Origin of the sequence: Paraburkholderia nodosa DSM 21604 (assembly GCF_000519185.1) — a bacterium.
Classification (GTDB): Bacteria; Pseudomonadota; Gammaproteobacteria; order Burkholderiales; family Burkholderiaceae; genus Paraburkholderia; species Paraburkholderia nodosa.
In genome coordinates this window covers 241,130-256,785 of record NZ_JAFA01000009.1, presented here as the reverse complement: position 1 = coordinate 256,785, position 15,656 = coordinate 241,130, and the positions used below count along the sequence as shown (strand labels likewise).

Genomic DNA, 15,656 nt, shown 5'->3' with positions numbered 1-15,656 from the left:
CAGCCTGAACCATGAAAGTCGTTGCCATTGAAACGAACGTCGTTGCGGTGCCTCCTCCGCACCTCGGCGGCATGTACTGGATCTTCGTCACGCTGAAAACTGATTGCGGCATCGAAGGCGTGGGCGAAATCTACGCCGCCACGTTCCATCCCGACGTGATGGTGAGCGCGATCGAAGACGTCTTCACGCGCTATCTGCTGGACCACGATCCGCATCGCGTCGAGCGCCTGTTCCGCGAGGCTTATTCGAGCGGCTTCACGCAGCGCCCGGACCTCACGATGATGGGCATCGTGAGCGGCCTCGAAATGGCGTGCTGGGACATCATCGGCAAGGCAGCGGACAAGCCCGTGTACGAACTGCTCGGCGGTATGGTGAACGAGCGGCTTCGTTCGTACACCTACCTGTACCCGAAGAACGCGCAGGGCGAATACGATTACGACGACCCCGATCTCGCCGCCGAATGCGCGGCCGAGAACGTGAAGCGCGGTTTCACCGCGGTCAAGTTCGACCCGGCGGGTCCGTACACGGCCTGGTCGGGGCATCAGCTCTCGCTCGAAGTGCTCGACCGTTGCGAAACGTTCTGCCGCAAGGTGCGCGAAGCGGTGGGAAGCCAGGCCGATCTGCTGTTCGGCACGCATGGCCAGATGGTGCCTTCTTCGGCCATCCGGCTTGCGAAGCGGCTCGAGAAATACGACCCGCTGTGGTTCGAGGAGCCGGTGCCGCCGGGCCAGGAAGAGGCCATCGCCAATGTCGCGAAGCACACGTCGATTCCGATTGCCACGGGCGAGCGCCTCACCACCAAATACGAATTCCACAAGCTGCTGCAGGCGGGCGGGGCGTCGATCCTGCAACTGAACGTGGCGCGCGTGGGCGGCCTGCTCGAAGCGAAGAAGATCGCGACGCTCGCCGAAGTGCACTACGCGCAGATCGCGCCGCATCTCTACAACGGGCCCATTGGCGCGGCGGCGAGCATCCAGCTCGCGGCCTGCACGCCGAACTTCCTGATTCAGGAAAGCATCGGCACGTGGGATGGTTTCCACGCGCAAGTGCTCAAGCAGCCCATTCAGTGGGAAGACGGTTACATCATTCCCTCGAAGGCGCCGGGCCTGGGCGTCGAACTCGATATGGACGTCGTGCGCGCGCACTCGCCTTATACGGGCAAGCGTCTGCATTTGCAGATGGCGAGCCAGCCCGCCGACGTGCGCGATACCTCGCCCGCACGCGGCTGATCTGCCGGAGCACTTAGATGAACTACGACTACATCATCGTCGGCGCCGGTTCGGCGGGCTGCATTCTCGCGGAACGGCTCTCCGCTTCCGGGCGACATTCGGTGCTGCTACTCGAAGCGGGCGGACCCGACGATTCGTTCTGGTTCAAGATCCCGATCGGGTTCGCCAAGCTGTACTACAACAAGCAGTACAACTGGATGTATTACAGCGAGCCGGAGCCGGAGCTTGCCGGCCGGCAGATCTACGCGCCGCGCGGCAAGGTGCAGGGCGGCTCGGGCGCGATCAACGCCATGATCTACGTGCGCGGCGCCGCGCGCGACTACGACGACTGGGCCGCGGCGGGCAACGCGGGCTGGTCGTACCAGGAAGTGCTGCCGTACTTCCGCAAGCTGGAATCGCATCCGCTCGGCGACACGCCCTGGCACGGCGCGAACGGCCCCGTGCGCATCACGCCGATGAAGGATGGCGCGCATCCGGTGTGCCGCACCTTTGTGGAAGGCTGCACGCAGCTCGGTTACGAGCGCAACGAGGACTTCAACGGCGCGCGGCTCGAAGGCGTGGGCATCTACGATGTGAATACGCGCGACGGCAAGCGCGATTCGAGCAGCGTGGCCTACCTGCATCGCGCGGGGCAGCGCGCGAACCTGAAGATCGAGCATCATGCGCGCGCCACGCGTGTGCTGTTCGACGAGGCTCAAAAACGCGCCATCGGCGTGGAAATCGTGCAGCAGGGCGTGAAGCGCACGTTCGAGGCGAACCGCGAGGTCATCGTCGCGGCTGGCGCGGTCGATTCGCCCAAGCTATTGCAGCTGTCGGGCGTGGGCCCGCGCGCGCTGCTCGCGAAGCACGGCATCGACGTGGTGCACGAGCTGCCTGCGGTGGGACAGAACCTGCAGGACCATCTGTGCGTGAGCTTCTACTATCGTTCGCGCGTCAAGACGCTCAACGATTCATTCGGCAGTTGGACCGGCAAGCTGAAGTTCGGGCTGCAATACGTGTTTCAGCGCAAGGGCCCGTTCTCGATGAGCGTGAATCAGTCGGGCGGCTTCTTCCGCACGAATGCCGACGAGGCGCACCCGAACATGCAGGTGTACTTCAACCCGCTTTCGTATCGGATTCCGAAGTCGGATCGGGCGCAGCTCACGCCGGAGCCGTACTCGGGCTTTCTGGTCTGCTTCAATCCGTGCCGGCCCACGAGCCGCGGCTCGGTGGAGATCGCTTCGGCGAACGTGGAAGACGCGCCGAAAATTCGCGGCAACTATCTCTCGACGCAGAAGGACCGCGACGAGGCGATTGCGGGCAGCCGCCTCGTGCGCAAGTTGATGACGGCGCGCGCGTTGCGGGGCATCACCGAAGCCGAGGTGACGCCCGCCGGCGAAGTGACCGACGACGCGAGCATGCTCAAGTTCTTCCGCGAGCAAAGCGGTTCGATCTATCACCTGTGCGGCACCTGCGCGATGGGTCCGGACCCGCGCACGGCGGTGGTGGACGCGCGCCTGCGCGTGCATGGCATCGAAGGCTTGCGCGTGGTGGATGCGTCGATCTTCCCGAACATCACATCGGGCAATACCAATGCGCCGACGATGATGGTCGCGGAAAAGGGCGCGGATCTGATTCTGGAAGACGCCGATCAGGCCATCGCCGCGCAGGCCATTGCGCAGGGCCGTCAGCGCATGGCCGCGACTTCGTCCTGAAGCCATTGCCGGAAAAGCTGGAGCGGCTTCGAAGCCTTCTGTTCGGGCCGCACCACGAACCAGTATGACTGGCGGCCGTCCACGTGGATGTCACGCACGGGCGCGAGCAGGCCTTGGGCCAACTCGTGTTCGATCATGTGGCGGTCGGCCATCGTGACGCCGAGCCCTTCGATGGCCGCGCGGATCGCATGATCGAGCAGGTCGAATTCGTAGCCGCCCGACGTGTCCACGTCCTCGATGCGCGCCGCGTCGAGCCAGTGCCGCCAGGTGAGATAGCGCTGGTTGTCGCCCGCGAGCACGTGCAGCAAGGTTTGCTGCGTGAGATCGATCGGCCCTTGCGCGAGCAGCGCGGGCGCGCACACCGCGATGTGCGACTCGTGCATCAGCAGCGAGCTGTCGAGGCCTTCCCATTCGCCATCGCCAAAGCGGATCGCGCAGTCCAGCGCCGTCGAATCGGCGAGACTGTCCTGCAGATGCGTGGTGAGGCTCAGTTCTAGCTCGGGATGGCGCGCCTGCAGACGCGTGAGGCGCGGCACGAGCCAGCGGCTCGCGAAGGTGGGCGGGGCGTTTACGCGCAGGCGGTTGAGGTCGCTCTTCTGCTGGATCGTGCGCACCGTCACTTCGATGCGGTCGAACGACTGCTGGAGCGTGCGCAGCAGCGCGCGCCCGGCTTCGGTCAGTTCGAGCCGGTGGTGATGGCGCTCGAGCAGCGCCTCGCCAAGCTGTTCTTCGAGCTGGCGCACCTGGCGGCTCACCGCGCTCTGCGTCACGTTCAGCTGCTCGGCGGCGCGGGTGAAGCTGCCGCTCGTGCCTGCCGCCTCGAACGCCTTCAGGGCGTTCAGCGCCGGCATCTTTCGCTTCAAGGTCGTCTCCTCGCTCCAGGCGCCGTCCCGAAACGACGCCTCCTGCAAACGACGCAGTATACCGGCCCGCACCACCATTCAGACGCCCCGCGCGCGCGATAGCGCGGCGAGCGCGAGCGTGACGACGAGCGCGAACACATAGAGCCCGCCCGCCCCCAACAGACGCATGAACAGCGAAGCGACGGTGGGACCGGCCGCGCCGCCAAGCGAAAAGACGAGCAGCAGTGTCGCGCTCGTCTGCACGCGCCGCGCCTGATCGACGCGGTCGTTCACGTCGGAGACGATCACGCCATAGAGCGTGAACGTGAGCGCGACGTAGAGAAAGAGGATCGTATCGACGAGAGCCGGTGCGCGCAGGATGGCGAGCGCCGCGGCCGCGCACGCGGAGACGAGCGAGATCACGCCGAGCGTGGCGCGCCGCCCGAGGCGGTCGGAGAGCCGCCCCACGGGCCATTGCGAAAGCAGGGCGCCGATCAGCACGACGCCCATGGCGCGCGAAATCCCGCTGGCCGGATAGCCGATGCGCGCGAGATACACCGGCGTGAGCGCATAGAACGCACTGGAAAGCAGCCCCGCGCCGATGCAGGCCGGCACGCTGCGCGGCGCGACTCGGTGCAGTTCGCGCAGGCCGTCGAGCAGCAGCGTCGGGCGCTTCGGCGTGGCGAGCGCGGAAGCCGGCGCCGTGGCCGCAGGCGGCGCGCCTCCGGCCGATTGCCACTCGCCGATCAACGCCACCGGTATGAGCGCGGTCACGAACAACCCGTTCACGAGCGCATGCTCGAAAATGCCGCCGGGCGCGCCCACGCCCAGCAGGAACTGCCCGGCGCTCACGCCGAGATACGTGAGCACGAGATAAAGCGCGAATGCCCGCCCGCGCCGTTCGTTCGGCACGGCGCCGTTCACGCCGCTTTCGATCGAGGTGAACACGCCGACCATGCTGAAGCCGGTGATGAGCCGCAGTACGGCCCAAATGTCAGGGGAATCGAAGGAGAGATAGCCGAGCGCCGCGAGTGCGGCGAGCGCGCCAAAGCCGATGAAGGCGCGCTGCGGCCCGATGCGCCCGACGATCGGGCCGAGTCCCAGCGCGCCCACGATGAAGCCGACGTAATAGCACGATTGCACGAGGCCGACGTCGAGCGCGGTGCGCTCGCCGTGCAGCATGCGCAGCGAGATCAGCGTCGTGAGGAGGCTGTTCCCGCAAACGAGGATCGTATAGCCGCCCAGCAGGCCGATGAGCGCCCGCATGTACGGCGGCTTAGTGCGTCGTCCCGGCGCGGCGCTCGACGAAGCGCCGCACGTAGTCGTCGGCGGGGCGGTGCAGGATGTCGTCGGGCGTGCCGCACTGGATGAGGCGGCCGTCGCGCAGAATCGCGATCTGGTTGCCGATGCGCAGCGCCTCGTCGAGGTCGTGCGTGATGAACACGATGGTCTTCTTGAGCGTGGCCTGGAGTTCGAGCAGCTGGTCCTGCATTTCGGTGCGGATGAGCGGATCGAGCGCGGAGAAGGCCTCGTCCATCAGCAGCACGTCGGTGTTCGCGGCGAGCGCGCGGGCGAGGCCCACGCGCTGGCGCATGCCGCCCGAAAGCTCGTCGGGATAGTGGTCCGCGTAGCCCGCGAGACCCACCTTGCCGAGCCATTCGCGCGCGCTCGCGTGCGCCGCCGCTTTCTTTTCGCCGCGCGTGGCGAGCGCATACGCGGCATTGTTGAGCACCGTTTGATGAGGCAGGAGTCCGAAGCTCTGGAACACCATGCTCACGCCGTAGCGGCGCAAATCGCGCAGGCCGTTGTCGGAGAGCTTGAGCACGTCCTTGCCGTCGATGAGGATCTCGCCCACGGTCGGCTCGATGAGCCGGTTGAAATGGCGCACCAGCGTGGACTTGCCCGAGCCCGATAGGCCCATGATCACGAAGATCTGGCCCGAGCCGATCGACAGGCTCACGTCGTTGAGCCCTACGTTGCAGCGCGTCTTCTCGAGGACCTCGGCCTTGCCCGCGCCGCCGCGCAGCAGCTCGAGCGCGCGCTGACTGCTTTCGCGCGTGCCGAAGATCTTGTAGACGTTCTTGACTTCGATGCCGCTCATGATCGTTACCTCATTCCATGCTCGTTGCGTATGCTGGATGCGCCGGCCGGGTTTCCGCCATTGTGCCGGCGCTTTTGCCTTCGCGTTCGTTACTTGGCCGGCTGGCTCGTCAGGTCGCTGCTGCTGGTCGCGTCGGCGCTTTTGCTTTCCTGTTCGCGAACGCGGCGAAACGGAATGCGCGAGGGCTGCTTCGATCTGCGTGCGAGGCCGCGTGTGCGCCGGCCCTGCCCGTAACCCTGGCTGATGCGGTCGATCACGATCGCGAGAATCACGATGGCGACGCCCGCTTGCGTGCCCTTGCCCACGTCGAGCGTCTGAATGCCCGCGAGCACGTCTTCGCCAAGACCGCGTGAGCCGATCATCGAGGCGATCACGACCATGGAAAGCGCCATCATCGTGGTCTGGTTGATACCGGCCATGATGCTCGGCCGTGCGAGCGGCAACTGCACGCCAAACAGCAATTGCATGCGCGTGGTGCCGAACGCGCGCGCGGCTTCGACGATTTCCGCATCCACGTGGCGGATGCCGAGATCGGTCAGACGAATGAGCGGCGGCAGCGCGTAGACGACCGTGGCGAGAATGGCGGGCACCTTGCCGAGGCCGAACAGCATGAGCACCGGAATCAGGTACACGAAGCTGGGCAGCGTCTGCATCACGTCGAGCACCGGCAGCAGCACGCGGCGCAGCCCGCTGCTCGAGGCGGCGAGGATGCCGAGCGGCACGCCGAGCACGACCGAGATGAGCGTGGCGACGACCATCAGCGCGAAGGTCTGCATGAGCTTGTCCCACAGCCCGAAGCAGCCGATCAGCCAGAGCAGCACGACGAACAGCAGCGCCACGCCAATGCGCCGCGAGGCATGCCAGCCGAGCAGGCCCACGGCGGCGAGCACGACGATGGGCGGCGTGGCGCGCAGCAGGCCTTCGAGCGGCACGAGCAGGTCGCGCAGCATGAGCACGCTGAAGTTGTGGAACGCGTCGCCGTAGCGCTGCACAAACGCGGAGACCTGATCGTTGACCCAGTCGGCGATCGAGAGGTGAAGAAAGGGAGATCCCATGGTGAGCCTCATTCTGCGTGTGTCATGTGATGCGTACCGTCGTGCGGCCAGTGTCGTTGCTTACGTGTGCAGGCCGGCCTGCACGCGCGCCGCGACTTCCGGCGTGACCCATTGCTTCCAGATTTCCGGATGCTGCTCGAAGAACGTGCGCGCGACCGTCGAGGCGTCGAGCTTCTTGTCGTGCATCTGCTGGACCAGTTGTTCGTCGAGCGCGAGCGGCAAGCTCACCTTGCCGAAGAATGCGACGGCGTCCGGCTCGGCGTCGTAGAACGGCGTGGAGACCGCAACCATCAGATGCGAGACCTTGAAGGCAGACGCGCACGGCGTGCCCTTCGGATCGGCGATGGTGTCCCAGCAGGCGTCGGAATACGGCGCGCCCTCCAGTTGCACGAAGTGGTACTTCGCCATCAGGCCGGCGGGCTGCCAGTAGTAGAAGAGAATGGGCTTGCCGCGCTCGTAGGCCGAGGCGATCGCCGCGTCGAGCGCGCCGCCGGTGCCGGGGCGGAAGTTCGTGTAGTCGTCGCCGAGCTTGTAGGCCGTGAGCAGGCGGTTGTTGAAGCGTTCGCAGTCCCAGCCTGCGGGGCAGTTGTAGAAGCGGCCCTTGCCCGGTTCTTCGTCGTCCGTGAAGAGGGATTTGTACTGCGGCAGTTGCGCGACGGAGCGCAGTTGCGGCGCCATGGGCTTGATGCCGCGCTTTGCGTCGCCGTTGATCACATAGTCGGGGACGTACCAGCCTTCCTTGTCGCCGCCGGGAATCAGTTCGCCGACGAGTTTCACGCTGCCGTCCTTCAAACCGCGCGCGACGATGGGGCTGCGGCCCGTCCAGTGCTCGGCCCACACCTGCAGGTCGTTTTTCGTGAGCGCCGTTTCGGTGGCGGCCGTGGCGCCAGGCACGACTTCGGTCTTGCAGCCGTAACCCTTCTCCAGCACCGTGCGCACCATTTCGGTCATCAGCGCTCCGCTTTCCCAGGTGATCTGCGCGAGCTTCACGGTTTTGCCCTCCTGGCACCAGCCGGGGGCTGCAAAGCTGCTCGTGGCCGCGCAGGTCAGCGCGAGGGCGGCGGCAATACGCACGCCTGCCAGCGTGATACGTCTCATGTCGTCTCCAGTGATTGGAATTGTATGCGCGGGCCAGCGTGGGGCCGCCGCTTTTCGAATCAATCCGACCAGAGTCTAGCCGTGGCATTTCGGGTTGCGAAGCAACGAATAGTCATCGATGCATTACCTGATCTCATGCCACTTTCATCACGCGAATCATGCAGGAGAGAGCGATGACTGCGCGTCATGCCCCCATGAGATTTCATAGCTTTTGGGCGCTTGCGGCGTGTGCTGGAATGCGTCTGGCCAAATTCGAACTCATGACCCAGGAGACGGAGTCAAACATGAAAGACCTGCAAGTCTATATCGGCGAAGGTTTCGCTGGACTAGGCGTAAACGCTGCCCACATCAACATCATGATCGGCCCGCGCAATGGCCCCGTGGGGCAGGCGTTTACGAACAGCTTGTCGTCGCCTTCGCAAGGCCACGTACCGTTCATGGTGGTGGCCCAGCCCAACGTGCCGGTCAAGCCCGCCACGCTCTACGTGAACAAGGCCGACATTCGCGGCGACCTGCACGGCAACGCCACGTGGGGCGCGTCGCAGGCGGCCATCGCGAAGGCGGTGACGGAAGCGATGCTCGACGGCACGCTGCCGCCGCAGGCCGAGAACGAATGGTGCATCGTCACGGCGAACTGGGTGAACTGGTCGTGCGACGACCTCGACGCCGTGTACGAGAACAACTATGTGGCCTGCAAGACGGCCATTCATGCCGCGATGAACGGCCTGCCCAGGCTCGACGACCTTGCGAAGATCAAGGATCAGATCAGCAATCCGTTTTACACGCCGAAGGCCAGGGCGGCTTGAGCCGCTCCAATCGTTACAGGTGACTACGATGCAATACGTGCAACTTGGCCGCTCCGGCCTGAAGGTGTCGCGCCTGTGCCTCGGCACGATGAACATGGGCACGCCCGAATGGAAGCCCTGGATCTACAACGAAGAGCAGAGCGAGCCGATCGTGCGCCGAGCGCTCGAAGCGGGCGTGAACTTCATCGATCTCGCGGACTTCTACTCGACCGGCGTGGGCGAGGAAGTGGTGGGGCGCATCGTGCGGCGGCTCGCGAAGCGCGACGAACTCGTGCTCACGACCAAGGTCGGCTATCCGATCGGCAATGGCGCAAACAACCAGGGCCACTCGCGCAAGCACATCATGGAAGGCATCGACGGCTCGCTGCGCCGGCTGCAAACCGACTACGTCGATGTCTACATGCTGCACTACTTCGACGTGAACACGCCGGTCGAAGAAACCATGGACGCGCTCAACGACATCGTGCGCGCGGGCAAGGCGCGCTATATCGGCGTGTCGACGATGTTCACGTGGCAGTTCGCCAAGATTCTGCAGGCCTGCGAGCGCTATAACTTCGCACGACCGATCAATATGCAGCTGCAGCTGAACCTCGCGTATCGCGAGGAAGAGCGCGAGATGATTCCGTTCTGCCAGGATCAGGGCGTGGGCGTGTCGGTGTTCAGCCCGCTCGCACGCGGCCTCCTTTCCGGCGACGCGAAGTCGGTGCGCAACCAGACCGATTTCTTCACCGTGCAGATGTACGACGATGAAGCCTCGCGCAATATCGCGCGTTCGGTGGCCGAAGTCGCGGCGGCGCGCGGCGTGTCGTGCGCGCAGATCGCGCAGGCCTGGGTGCTGGGGCGTGCGGGCATCTCGTCGATGCTCGTGGGCGCGGACACCGTCGCGCAGTTCGAAAGCGCGCTCGCCGCGCTCGACACGCAACTGAGCGCCGACGAGCTTTACGAACTCGAGCGCAACTACACGCCGTGCGACGTAATCAACGATTACGTGAGCGCGCGCATTCCGCGCGTGCCGCGCGCGGCGCGACGCATGGAGATCGCAGCATGATCGAAGGACTCAAGGAAGCGCGCCTGTGGCGCACAGCGAGCTTTATCGACGGCGAATGGGTGGCGAGCGAAGCGACCTACCCGATCTTCGATCCGGCCACCGGCGCGCCGCTCGCGCAAGTGGCCCGCGCCGGTGCGCGCGAAGCGCTGCAGGCCGTGGCGGCGGCCTCGCACGCGTTCCCTGCGTGGCGCGACGCCACGGCGGCGGAGCGCAGCGCGAAGGTGCGCCGCTGGGGCGAGCTGATGCATGCGCATCGCGAAGACCTCGCGCGCATCATGACGGCCGAGCAGGGCAAGCCGTATGCGGAATCGCTGGGCGAAGTGGCGTACGCGGCGAGCTTTCTCACGTGGTTCGCGGAGGAAGCGCGACGCGCGTATGGCGACGTGATTCCCGCGCCGAAGAAGGGCGCGCGCATTGTCGTGACGAAGGAGCCCGTGGGCGTGGTCGGTGCGATCACGCCGTGGAATTTCCCGCTCGCCATGGTCACGCGCAAGGCCGGCCCGGCGCTCGCGGCGGGTTGCACGATGGTGCTCAAGCCTTCGGAAGAGACGCCGCTTTCGGCGTTCGCGCTCGCCGAACTGGCGCTCGAGGCGGGCATTCCGCGCGGCGTGTTCAATGTCGTTTCGGGCGATGCCCCGGCGATCGGCGACACGCTCATGGCCTCGAAGGCCGTGCGCAAGATCTCGTTCACGGGTTCGACGCGCGTAGGCAAGCTGCTCATGCGCGCCGCCGCCGATACGGTGAAGAAGGTGTCGCTCGAACTGGGCGGCAACGCGCCCTTCATCGTGTTCGACGACGCCGATCTCGATGCCGCGGTGGAAGGCGCGATGGCCTCGAAATTCCGCAACACGGGGCAGACCTGCGTGTGCGTGAACCGCTTCTACGTGCAGGCCGGCGTGCACGACGCCTTCGTCGAGAAACTCGTGAAGGCGGTGAGCGCATTGCGCGTGGCGGGCGGCATGGAGCCGGGCGCGACGCAAGGGCCGCTCATCAACGGCGCGGCGTTGCGCAAGGTCGAGGCGCACGTGAGCGATGCGCTCGAGAAGGGCGGCGCCATTGTGTGCGGCGGCCACGCGCATGCGCTGGGCGGCACGTTTTACGAGCCCACGGTCATCACGGGCGCGCACGGCGGCATGATGCTCGCGCACGAGGAGACGTTCGGCCCCGTTGCCGCGGTGTTCCGCTTCGAGACCGAGGAAGAAGCGATCCAGGCGGCGAACGATACCGACTTCGGCCTGTCCGCCTACTTCTACGCACGCGACATTGGCCGCGTATGGCGCGTGGCGGGCGCGCTGGAAAGCGGCATGGTCGGCATCAACGAGGGCATTATCTCGACCGAAGTCGCGCCTTTCGGCGGCGTGAAGGAGTCGGGGCTCGGGCGCGAAGGGTCGAAGTACGGGCTCGACGAGTACCTCGAAACGAAGTACCTGATGATGGGCGGGCTCGGCTGATTTTCCGCGCGGTGACCACGCTTGCCAGGTTTTGGCGAAGGCCGCCGCGCGAGAGCGCGGCGGCTTTTTTGAGCCATCACTTGAACGAGCGAGTGGCCTCGGGCCTTAGTCAGCCGCAATGAAACGCAGGGTGCCCGCCAGGCGCGCTGGGCCGCCGGTGTCGTTCGGATGATTGACGCCATCCATGACAGGGACCTCGGCGAAATCGAATGGGCTGACGCCGTCGAGGCAAGCCACGTTGACGCCATACAGGTTCGGGTTGGAACGCCGTTGAAGATGGGTGGCGATTCCGCAGCGAGAACAGAAGAAGTGCTGCGCCGCTGCGGTGTTGAAGCGATAGCTCGTTAGCACCGCCTCGCCCTGCAGGAACTCGATCCCACCCATTTCGGCCGCAACTATGACCGCGCCTCGCATGCGGCAGTAAGAACAGTTGCAGCGGCGGATCGAGTCGAGGCCGTCGCTCAGCGTCGCCACAAAACGCACCGCGCCGCAATGGCACTGGCCTGCCCGTTGGTTCGTATCGCCCGCCATGTCGTTGGTTTCTCCTCTGCGGATAAAGCGCGTTGCGCAATCATGCGGCGTCAACCGGCCCACGCGTTGATGTCGAGTACCGCTTTGGCGAACACTTCTGGCGCCTCCTGCGGAAGGTTATGGCCTGCGTTCGGCACGATGCGGTTCTCATGGCGTCCACTGAAGCGCTGCGAACTGGTCTCTCTTGCCCCGGGCGGCTGGACGCCGTCCGCGTCGCCATCGAGCGTGATCGTGGGCACGGTGATCGGCGGCGTGGCGGCGAGGCGTCGCTCGATGTCGTCGAAGCGGGGGTCGCCTTCGACCAGTCCGAAACGGTGACGGTAAGAATGGACCACCACGTCGACGAAATCGGGATTGTCGAACGACGCTGCCGTGCGCGCGTAGAGGTCGTCGTCGAAGCGCCAGGTCGGCGACCATAGCGACCACAGGAGACGGCAGAACGCGCGCCGTTTTTCAGTCAATCCGGCCCGGCCGCGCTCGCCATGCAGGTAGTACTGGTACCACATGCGGTGTTCCTTTTCGGGGTCGGCGGGCTGTGCGGCAGCAGCGATATCCTGGATGTTGTAGCCGTTGACCGAAACCAGGCCCCTCGCTCTCGACGGGTAGAGCGCCGCCACGATGCATGCCGCCCTGCCACCCCAGTCGTATCCGCCGAGGATGGCGCGGTCGATCCGCAGGGCATCGAGCAACGCGAGCAGGTCCGCGCCAAGCGCCGCCTGCTGGCCCGAGCGCAGTGTCGTGGGCGAAAGAAAGCGCGTTGGGCCGTATCCCCGCAGGTAGGGGACGATGACGCGGGCGCCCTGGGATACCAGGCGTCGCGTCACCTCGTCGTATGCGCGGATGTCATAGGGAAAGCCGTGTAGCAGGACGACCGGCCATCCGTTCGCATCGCCCTGTTCGTCATAGGCGATGTCGAGCAGTTCGGTTTCGATATGGTTAAGCATGGGGCGCTCCTTCGCGTTCAGTTGCGTGCTCGGTTGCGTTATGACGCACGGGTAGCAAACGACGTGCGTGAAATCATCTCAGAGCCCGAGACAAACCGCTCCGGCCGCGACGACCACGCAGGCGAGCCAGCGCGTTCCACTCACCGCTTCCCGCAAAAACATCCGCCCGATCAGCACCGCGAACACCACGCTGGTCTCGCGCAACGCCGATATTGCGCCCATCGCGCCCGACTGCAGCGCCCAGATCACGATGCCATACGCCCCGATCGACACGAGGCCGCCGGCCAGCGACGAGGCGATCGACAGCGGCTCGGCGCGCACGGGCGTCCATAGTGCTGCGGGCCCGCGCCGCGCGACGAACAGCACGGGCATCGCCCAATAGGACAGGAACATCCATGCGGTGTAGCTGAGCGGCTGGCCGTCGGACAGGCGCACGCCGATGCCGTCGATCACCGTGTAGAGCGCGATCGTTGCACCGGTCGTCAGCGCGGCCAGCGCACCTGCGCGCGACACGCGACGCCCCTGCAGCGCGATCGCGATGATGCCGCCCGAAATCATCACGATCCCGAGACCGTGCAACGGACCGATCGCTTCATGCGCGAACAGCGCCGCGCCGAGCGTGACGAGCAGCGGCGACGAGCCTCGTGCGATCGGGTACGCCAGCGCCAGGTCGTTGCGGCGATACGACCGCACGAGACTCACGTTGTAGAAAATATGCACGAGCCCCGACGCGACGATGTAGGGCCACGAAGCGCGGGCCGGCCAGGGCATGGACAGGACGACCAGCGTCGCGACCACGCCGATGGCGATGCTCATCCATGCCATGGAAAAAAACCGGTCGCGGTTGCCGTGGAGCATCGCGTTCCAGCTCGCGTGGAGCAGCGCGGCGAACAGCACGATACCGCCGGTATAACTGAGCATGAGGGTGCGGGCAGGGTTGCAGGAATGGTCTAACAAGAAGCATATCTATCTTGTGACGGGGCAACAAACCAGATAAATTGGGCGTTCGCGTTAGTTAAGCTCTCTCGAATGAAACCGGTATTGCCTCCACTCAATGCCCTGCGAGCCTTCGAGGCTGCGGGCCGGCTTGGCAGCTTCAAGGACGCCGCCGCGGAACTGCACGTGACGCCCGGTGCGGTGAGCCAGCACGTGCGCTTGCTGGAGGAATGGCTTGGCGCGTCGCTCTTCGAGCGGCACAACCGCCGCGTGGAGCTGACACCGGCGGCGAAAAGCTATCTGGCGGAAATCGGCCCGTTGTTCGAACAGCTCTCGCAGGCAACCGCGAGATATGGCGTGCCGCAAACGGTCTCCCGAACCCTGGCCGTGAATGCGCCCGCGACATTCACGCTGCGCTGGCTGGTGCCGAGGCTGGCGACGTTCCGCGCCGGGCATCCCGACATCGACGTCAAGGTGGAGACGTCGAACGAGCCGCTGGAGAGTCTGAAGGACGACTATGACCTCGTCATCCGGGGTGGCCCGGACACCTTCTACGGCTATTCGATGCGGCCGTTCTTGTCCGAGGAGCGGCTGCCGGTCTGTAGTCCTACGCTTCTACAGCGCATGCCGCTTCGCTCGCCAGCCGACTTGCGAGAACACACGTTGCTGCACACCTCGAGTCTTCCGCGGCTCTGGCCCGACTGGCTGGCTAGCGCGCAGATTCCCGACCTGAGGCCGGCAGCCGCTTTGACCTTCGACCACTTCTTTCTGACCTTGCAGGCTGCCATCGACGGAATCGGCATCGCGATGGGACCCACCGCGCTGGTCGCCGACGATCTCGCCGCTGGCCGGCTCGTTGCACCGTTCGCCGGTCCACGTCTGCCGTCGCGCAGCTATTGCATTTACGTGGCGGATGAGAAGTCCGGCGATGAATGGGTCGCGTTGTTGCGTTCATGGCTCGAGCGCGAGGGTGTGGGTTCATGAACGCAGTTGCGCCGCACGCTGCAAGAGGAAGCCGGTTGTCGCGCTGATCCCACGGCAGAATCGGCGTCGCAATAATGCGACGCCTGGCAGATTATTTCCGCGTATGTGCGACTGGATTTGCGCTCCATTTCTCACCCAGCCGCGAAAAAGCGCGTCGAAGCCGCTCGATCGTTGACGGACCCAGTTGGCGGCGCGGGCGATGTGACCATGAGTCCATGGTCACGAACGGTCCTCCTACTTCAGGATGGGATCGATATCAAGCTAATGATTCGGCCGCATTTTCTCCGACCTGTGCCGTTCCTTTCATTCTTATAATCTGCCGCGCGCTCGCGCGAATGGATGCGATGTCGCCGAAAAATGCGGCATCGCGTCGAGCGCCGTTGCTGGCGCGCGAATGCTTAGTCGTGAATGGTGTAGTGCACTGGCCCGTTCGTGGGCCCACAACAAGACTGTGACAACAGGAGAAATTCCATGAAGGCTATTCAGGTATTCAAGCTGGCCGCGGCGACGGCTCTCGTGGCCGCGTCTTTGCACGCCTATGCGCAGGGCGACGCGGCTAGCGGTGCGACTGCCGCAGCCGAGCAACAGGCAGCCCCGTCGAAGGCGCAATCGAAGCAGGCCAAGGCCGCTAATCGCGCGCTCAGCCGTAAGGTCCGCACCGCTCTCGCCAAGGACAAGAAGATCGATGTTGCCAGGATCACCGTGCGCGCGCGTGAAGGCGCCATCGTCCTGCAGGGCTCGGTGCCGGAGCAGTCGCAGATCGAACACGCCACCGAAGTCGCCACGGGCGTGCAAGGCGTAACGTCGGTCAAGAACGCGCTGACGCTGCGTCCGAACGAGTCCTGATCATCCTCCCACTATGGCCTTGCGCCCAGCCGGGCGCATGCGCTAAAGCCCGGAGACAGGTCTCCGGGATCATCTTGAATGCGTCATCTCG

General features: G+C 65.2%; 15 protein-coding genes. 7 read left to right on the top strand and 8 right to left on the bottom strand.

Annotation, left to right across the window (positions count from 1 at the left end):
* Positions 1-11: 11 nt before the first annotated feature.
* Together A3CW_RS0115945 and A3CW_RS0115940 are read left to right on the top strand one after the other, a co-directional pair.
* Complete coding sequence (locus A3CW_RS0115945; RefSeq protein WP_028204468.1) at positions 12-1,229, top strand: mandelate racemase/muconate lactonizing enzyme family protein; 1,218 nt, start codon at positions 12-14, stop codon at positions 1,227-1,229.
* A gap of 17 nt (positions 1,230-1,246) precedes the next feature.
* Complete coding sequence (locus A3CW_RS0115940; protein ID WP_028204467.1) at positions 1,247-2,923, top strand: GMC family oxidoreductase; 1,677 nt, start codon at positions 1,247-1,249, stop codon at positions 2,921-2,923.
* On the opposite strand, the gene A3CW_RS0115935 is transcribed toward A3CW_RS0115940, so the two are convergent.
* The 5 genes from A3CW_RS0115935 to A3CW_RS0115915 all read right to left on the bottom strand — a co-directional run bounded on the left by A3CW_RS0115935 (position 2,896) and on the right by A3CW_RS0115915 (position 8,019).
* Positions 2,896-3,774, bottom strand: coding sequence for a LysR substrate-binding domain-containing protein (locus tag A3CW_RS0115935; RefSeq protein WP_035513142.1), 879 nt, complete (start codon positions 3,772-3,774; stop codon positions 2,896-2,898). The two genes, A3CW_RS0115940 and A3CW_RS0115935, sit on opposite strands and share 28 nt — an antisense overlap.
* A gap of 90 nt (positions 3,775-3,864) precedes the next feature.
* On the bottom strand, positions 3,865-5,031 hold the full coding sequence (locus tag A3CW_RS46440; RefSeq protein ID WP_051481490.1) for an MFS transporter: 1,167 nt from the start codon (positions 5,029-5,031) through the stop codon (positions 3,865-3,867).
* 10 nt (positions 5,032-5,041) lie between these two features.
* Positions 5,042-5,866: a quaternary amine ABC transporter ATP-binding protein gene (locus A3CW_RS46435; RefSeq protein WP_051481489.1), complete on the bottom strand. Its 825-nt coding sequence runs from the start codon at positions 5,864-5,866 to the stop codon at positions 5,042-5,044.
* 89 nt (positions 5,867-5,955) lie between these two features.
* The gene (locus A3CW_RS46430) at positions 5,956-6,921 is read right to left on the bottom strand and encodes an ABC transporter permease (protein WP_051481488.1); all 966 of its coding nucleotides are present in this window, start codon (positions 6,919-6,921) and stop codon (positions 5,956-5,958) included.
* Positions 6,922-6,981: 60 nt separating this feature from the next.
* A complete protein-coding gene (locus A3CW_RS0115915) occupies positions 6,982-8,019 on the bottom strand; it encodes an ABC transporter substrate-binding protein (RefSeq protein WP_028204465.1) in 1,038 nt (345 codons plus the stop codon).
* Between the two features lie 284 nt (positions 8,020-8,303).
* Between A3CW_RS0115915 and fae the strand changes: the two genes are divergently transcribed.
* The 3 genes from fae to A3CW_RS0115900 are packed head-to-tail and all read left to right on the top strand — an operon-like array spanning position 8,304 to position 11,324.
* A complete protein-coding gene (gene fae, locus A3CW_RS0115910; protein WP_035513064.1) occupies positions 8,304-8,825 on the top strand; it encodes a formaldehyde-activating enzyme in 522 nt (173 codons plus the stop codon).
* A 28-nt stretch (positions 8,826-8,853) separates the two neighbouring features.
* Positions 8,854-9,873, top strand: coding sequence for an aldo/keto reductase (locus tag A3CW_RS0115905; RefSeq protein ID WP_028204463.1), 1,020 nt, complete (start codon positions 8,854-8,856; stop codon positions 9,871-9,873).
* Positions 9,870-11,324, top strand: a complete 1,455-nt coding sequence (locus tag A3CW_RS0115900; RefSeq protein WP_028204462.1) for an NAD-dependent succinate-semialdehyde dehydrogenase — start codon at positions 9,870-9,872, stop codon at positions 11,322-11,324. Before A3CW_RS0115905 ends, A3CW_RS0115900 begins: the two co-directional genes overlap by 4 nt.
* Before the next feature lie 105 nt (positions 11,325-11,429).
* Here A3CW_RS0115900 and A3CW_RS0115895 read toward each other — a convergent pair whose 3' ends face one another.
* The 3 genes from A3CW_RS0115895 to A3CW_RS0115885 form a co-directional block, all read right to left on the bottom strand.
* On the bottom strand, positions 11,430-11,855 hold the full coding sequence (locus A3CW_RS0115895) for a GFA family protein (protein ID WP_028204461.1): 426 nt from the start codon (positions 11,853-11,855) through the stop codon (positions 11,430-11,432).
* A gap of 50 nt (positions 11,856-11,905) precedes the next feature.
* Positions 11,906-12,799 (bottom strand): alpha/beta fold hydrolase, encoded by an 894-nt coding sequence (locus A3CW_RS0115890; RefSeq protein ID WP_028204460.1) that lies wholly within the window; start codon positions 12,797-12,799, stop codon positions 11,906-11,908.
* A 78-nt stretch (positions 12,800-12,877) separates the two neighbouring features.
* A complete protein-coding gene (locus A3CW_RS0115885; protein WP_028204459.1) occupies positions 12,878-13,720 on the bottom strand; it encodes a DMT family transporter in 843 nt (280 codons plus the stop codon).
* A gap of 108 nt (positions 13,721-13,828) precedes the next feature.
* On the opposite strand from A3CW_RS0115885, the gene gcvA reads away from it, so the two are divergent.
* Positions 13,829-14,719 carry a transcriptional regulator GcvA gene (gene gcvA / locus A3CW_RS0115880; RefSeq protein WP_028204458.1) on the top strand — a complete coding sequence of 297 codons (891 nt, stop codon included), beginning with the start codon at positions 13,829-13,831 and terminating at the stop codon, positions 14,717-14,719.
* A 471-nt stretch (positions 14,720-15,190) separates the two neighbouring features.
* On the top strand, positions 15,191-15,565 hold the full coding sequence (locus A3CW_RS0115875) for a BON domain-containing protein (protein ID WP_028204457.1): 375 nt from the start codon (positions 15,191-15,193) through the stop codon (positions 15,563-15,565).
* The last annotated feature ends 91 nt before the right edge of the window (positions 15,566-15,656 follow it).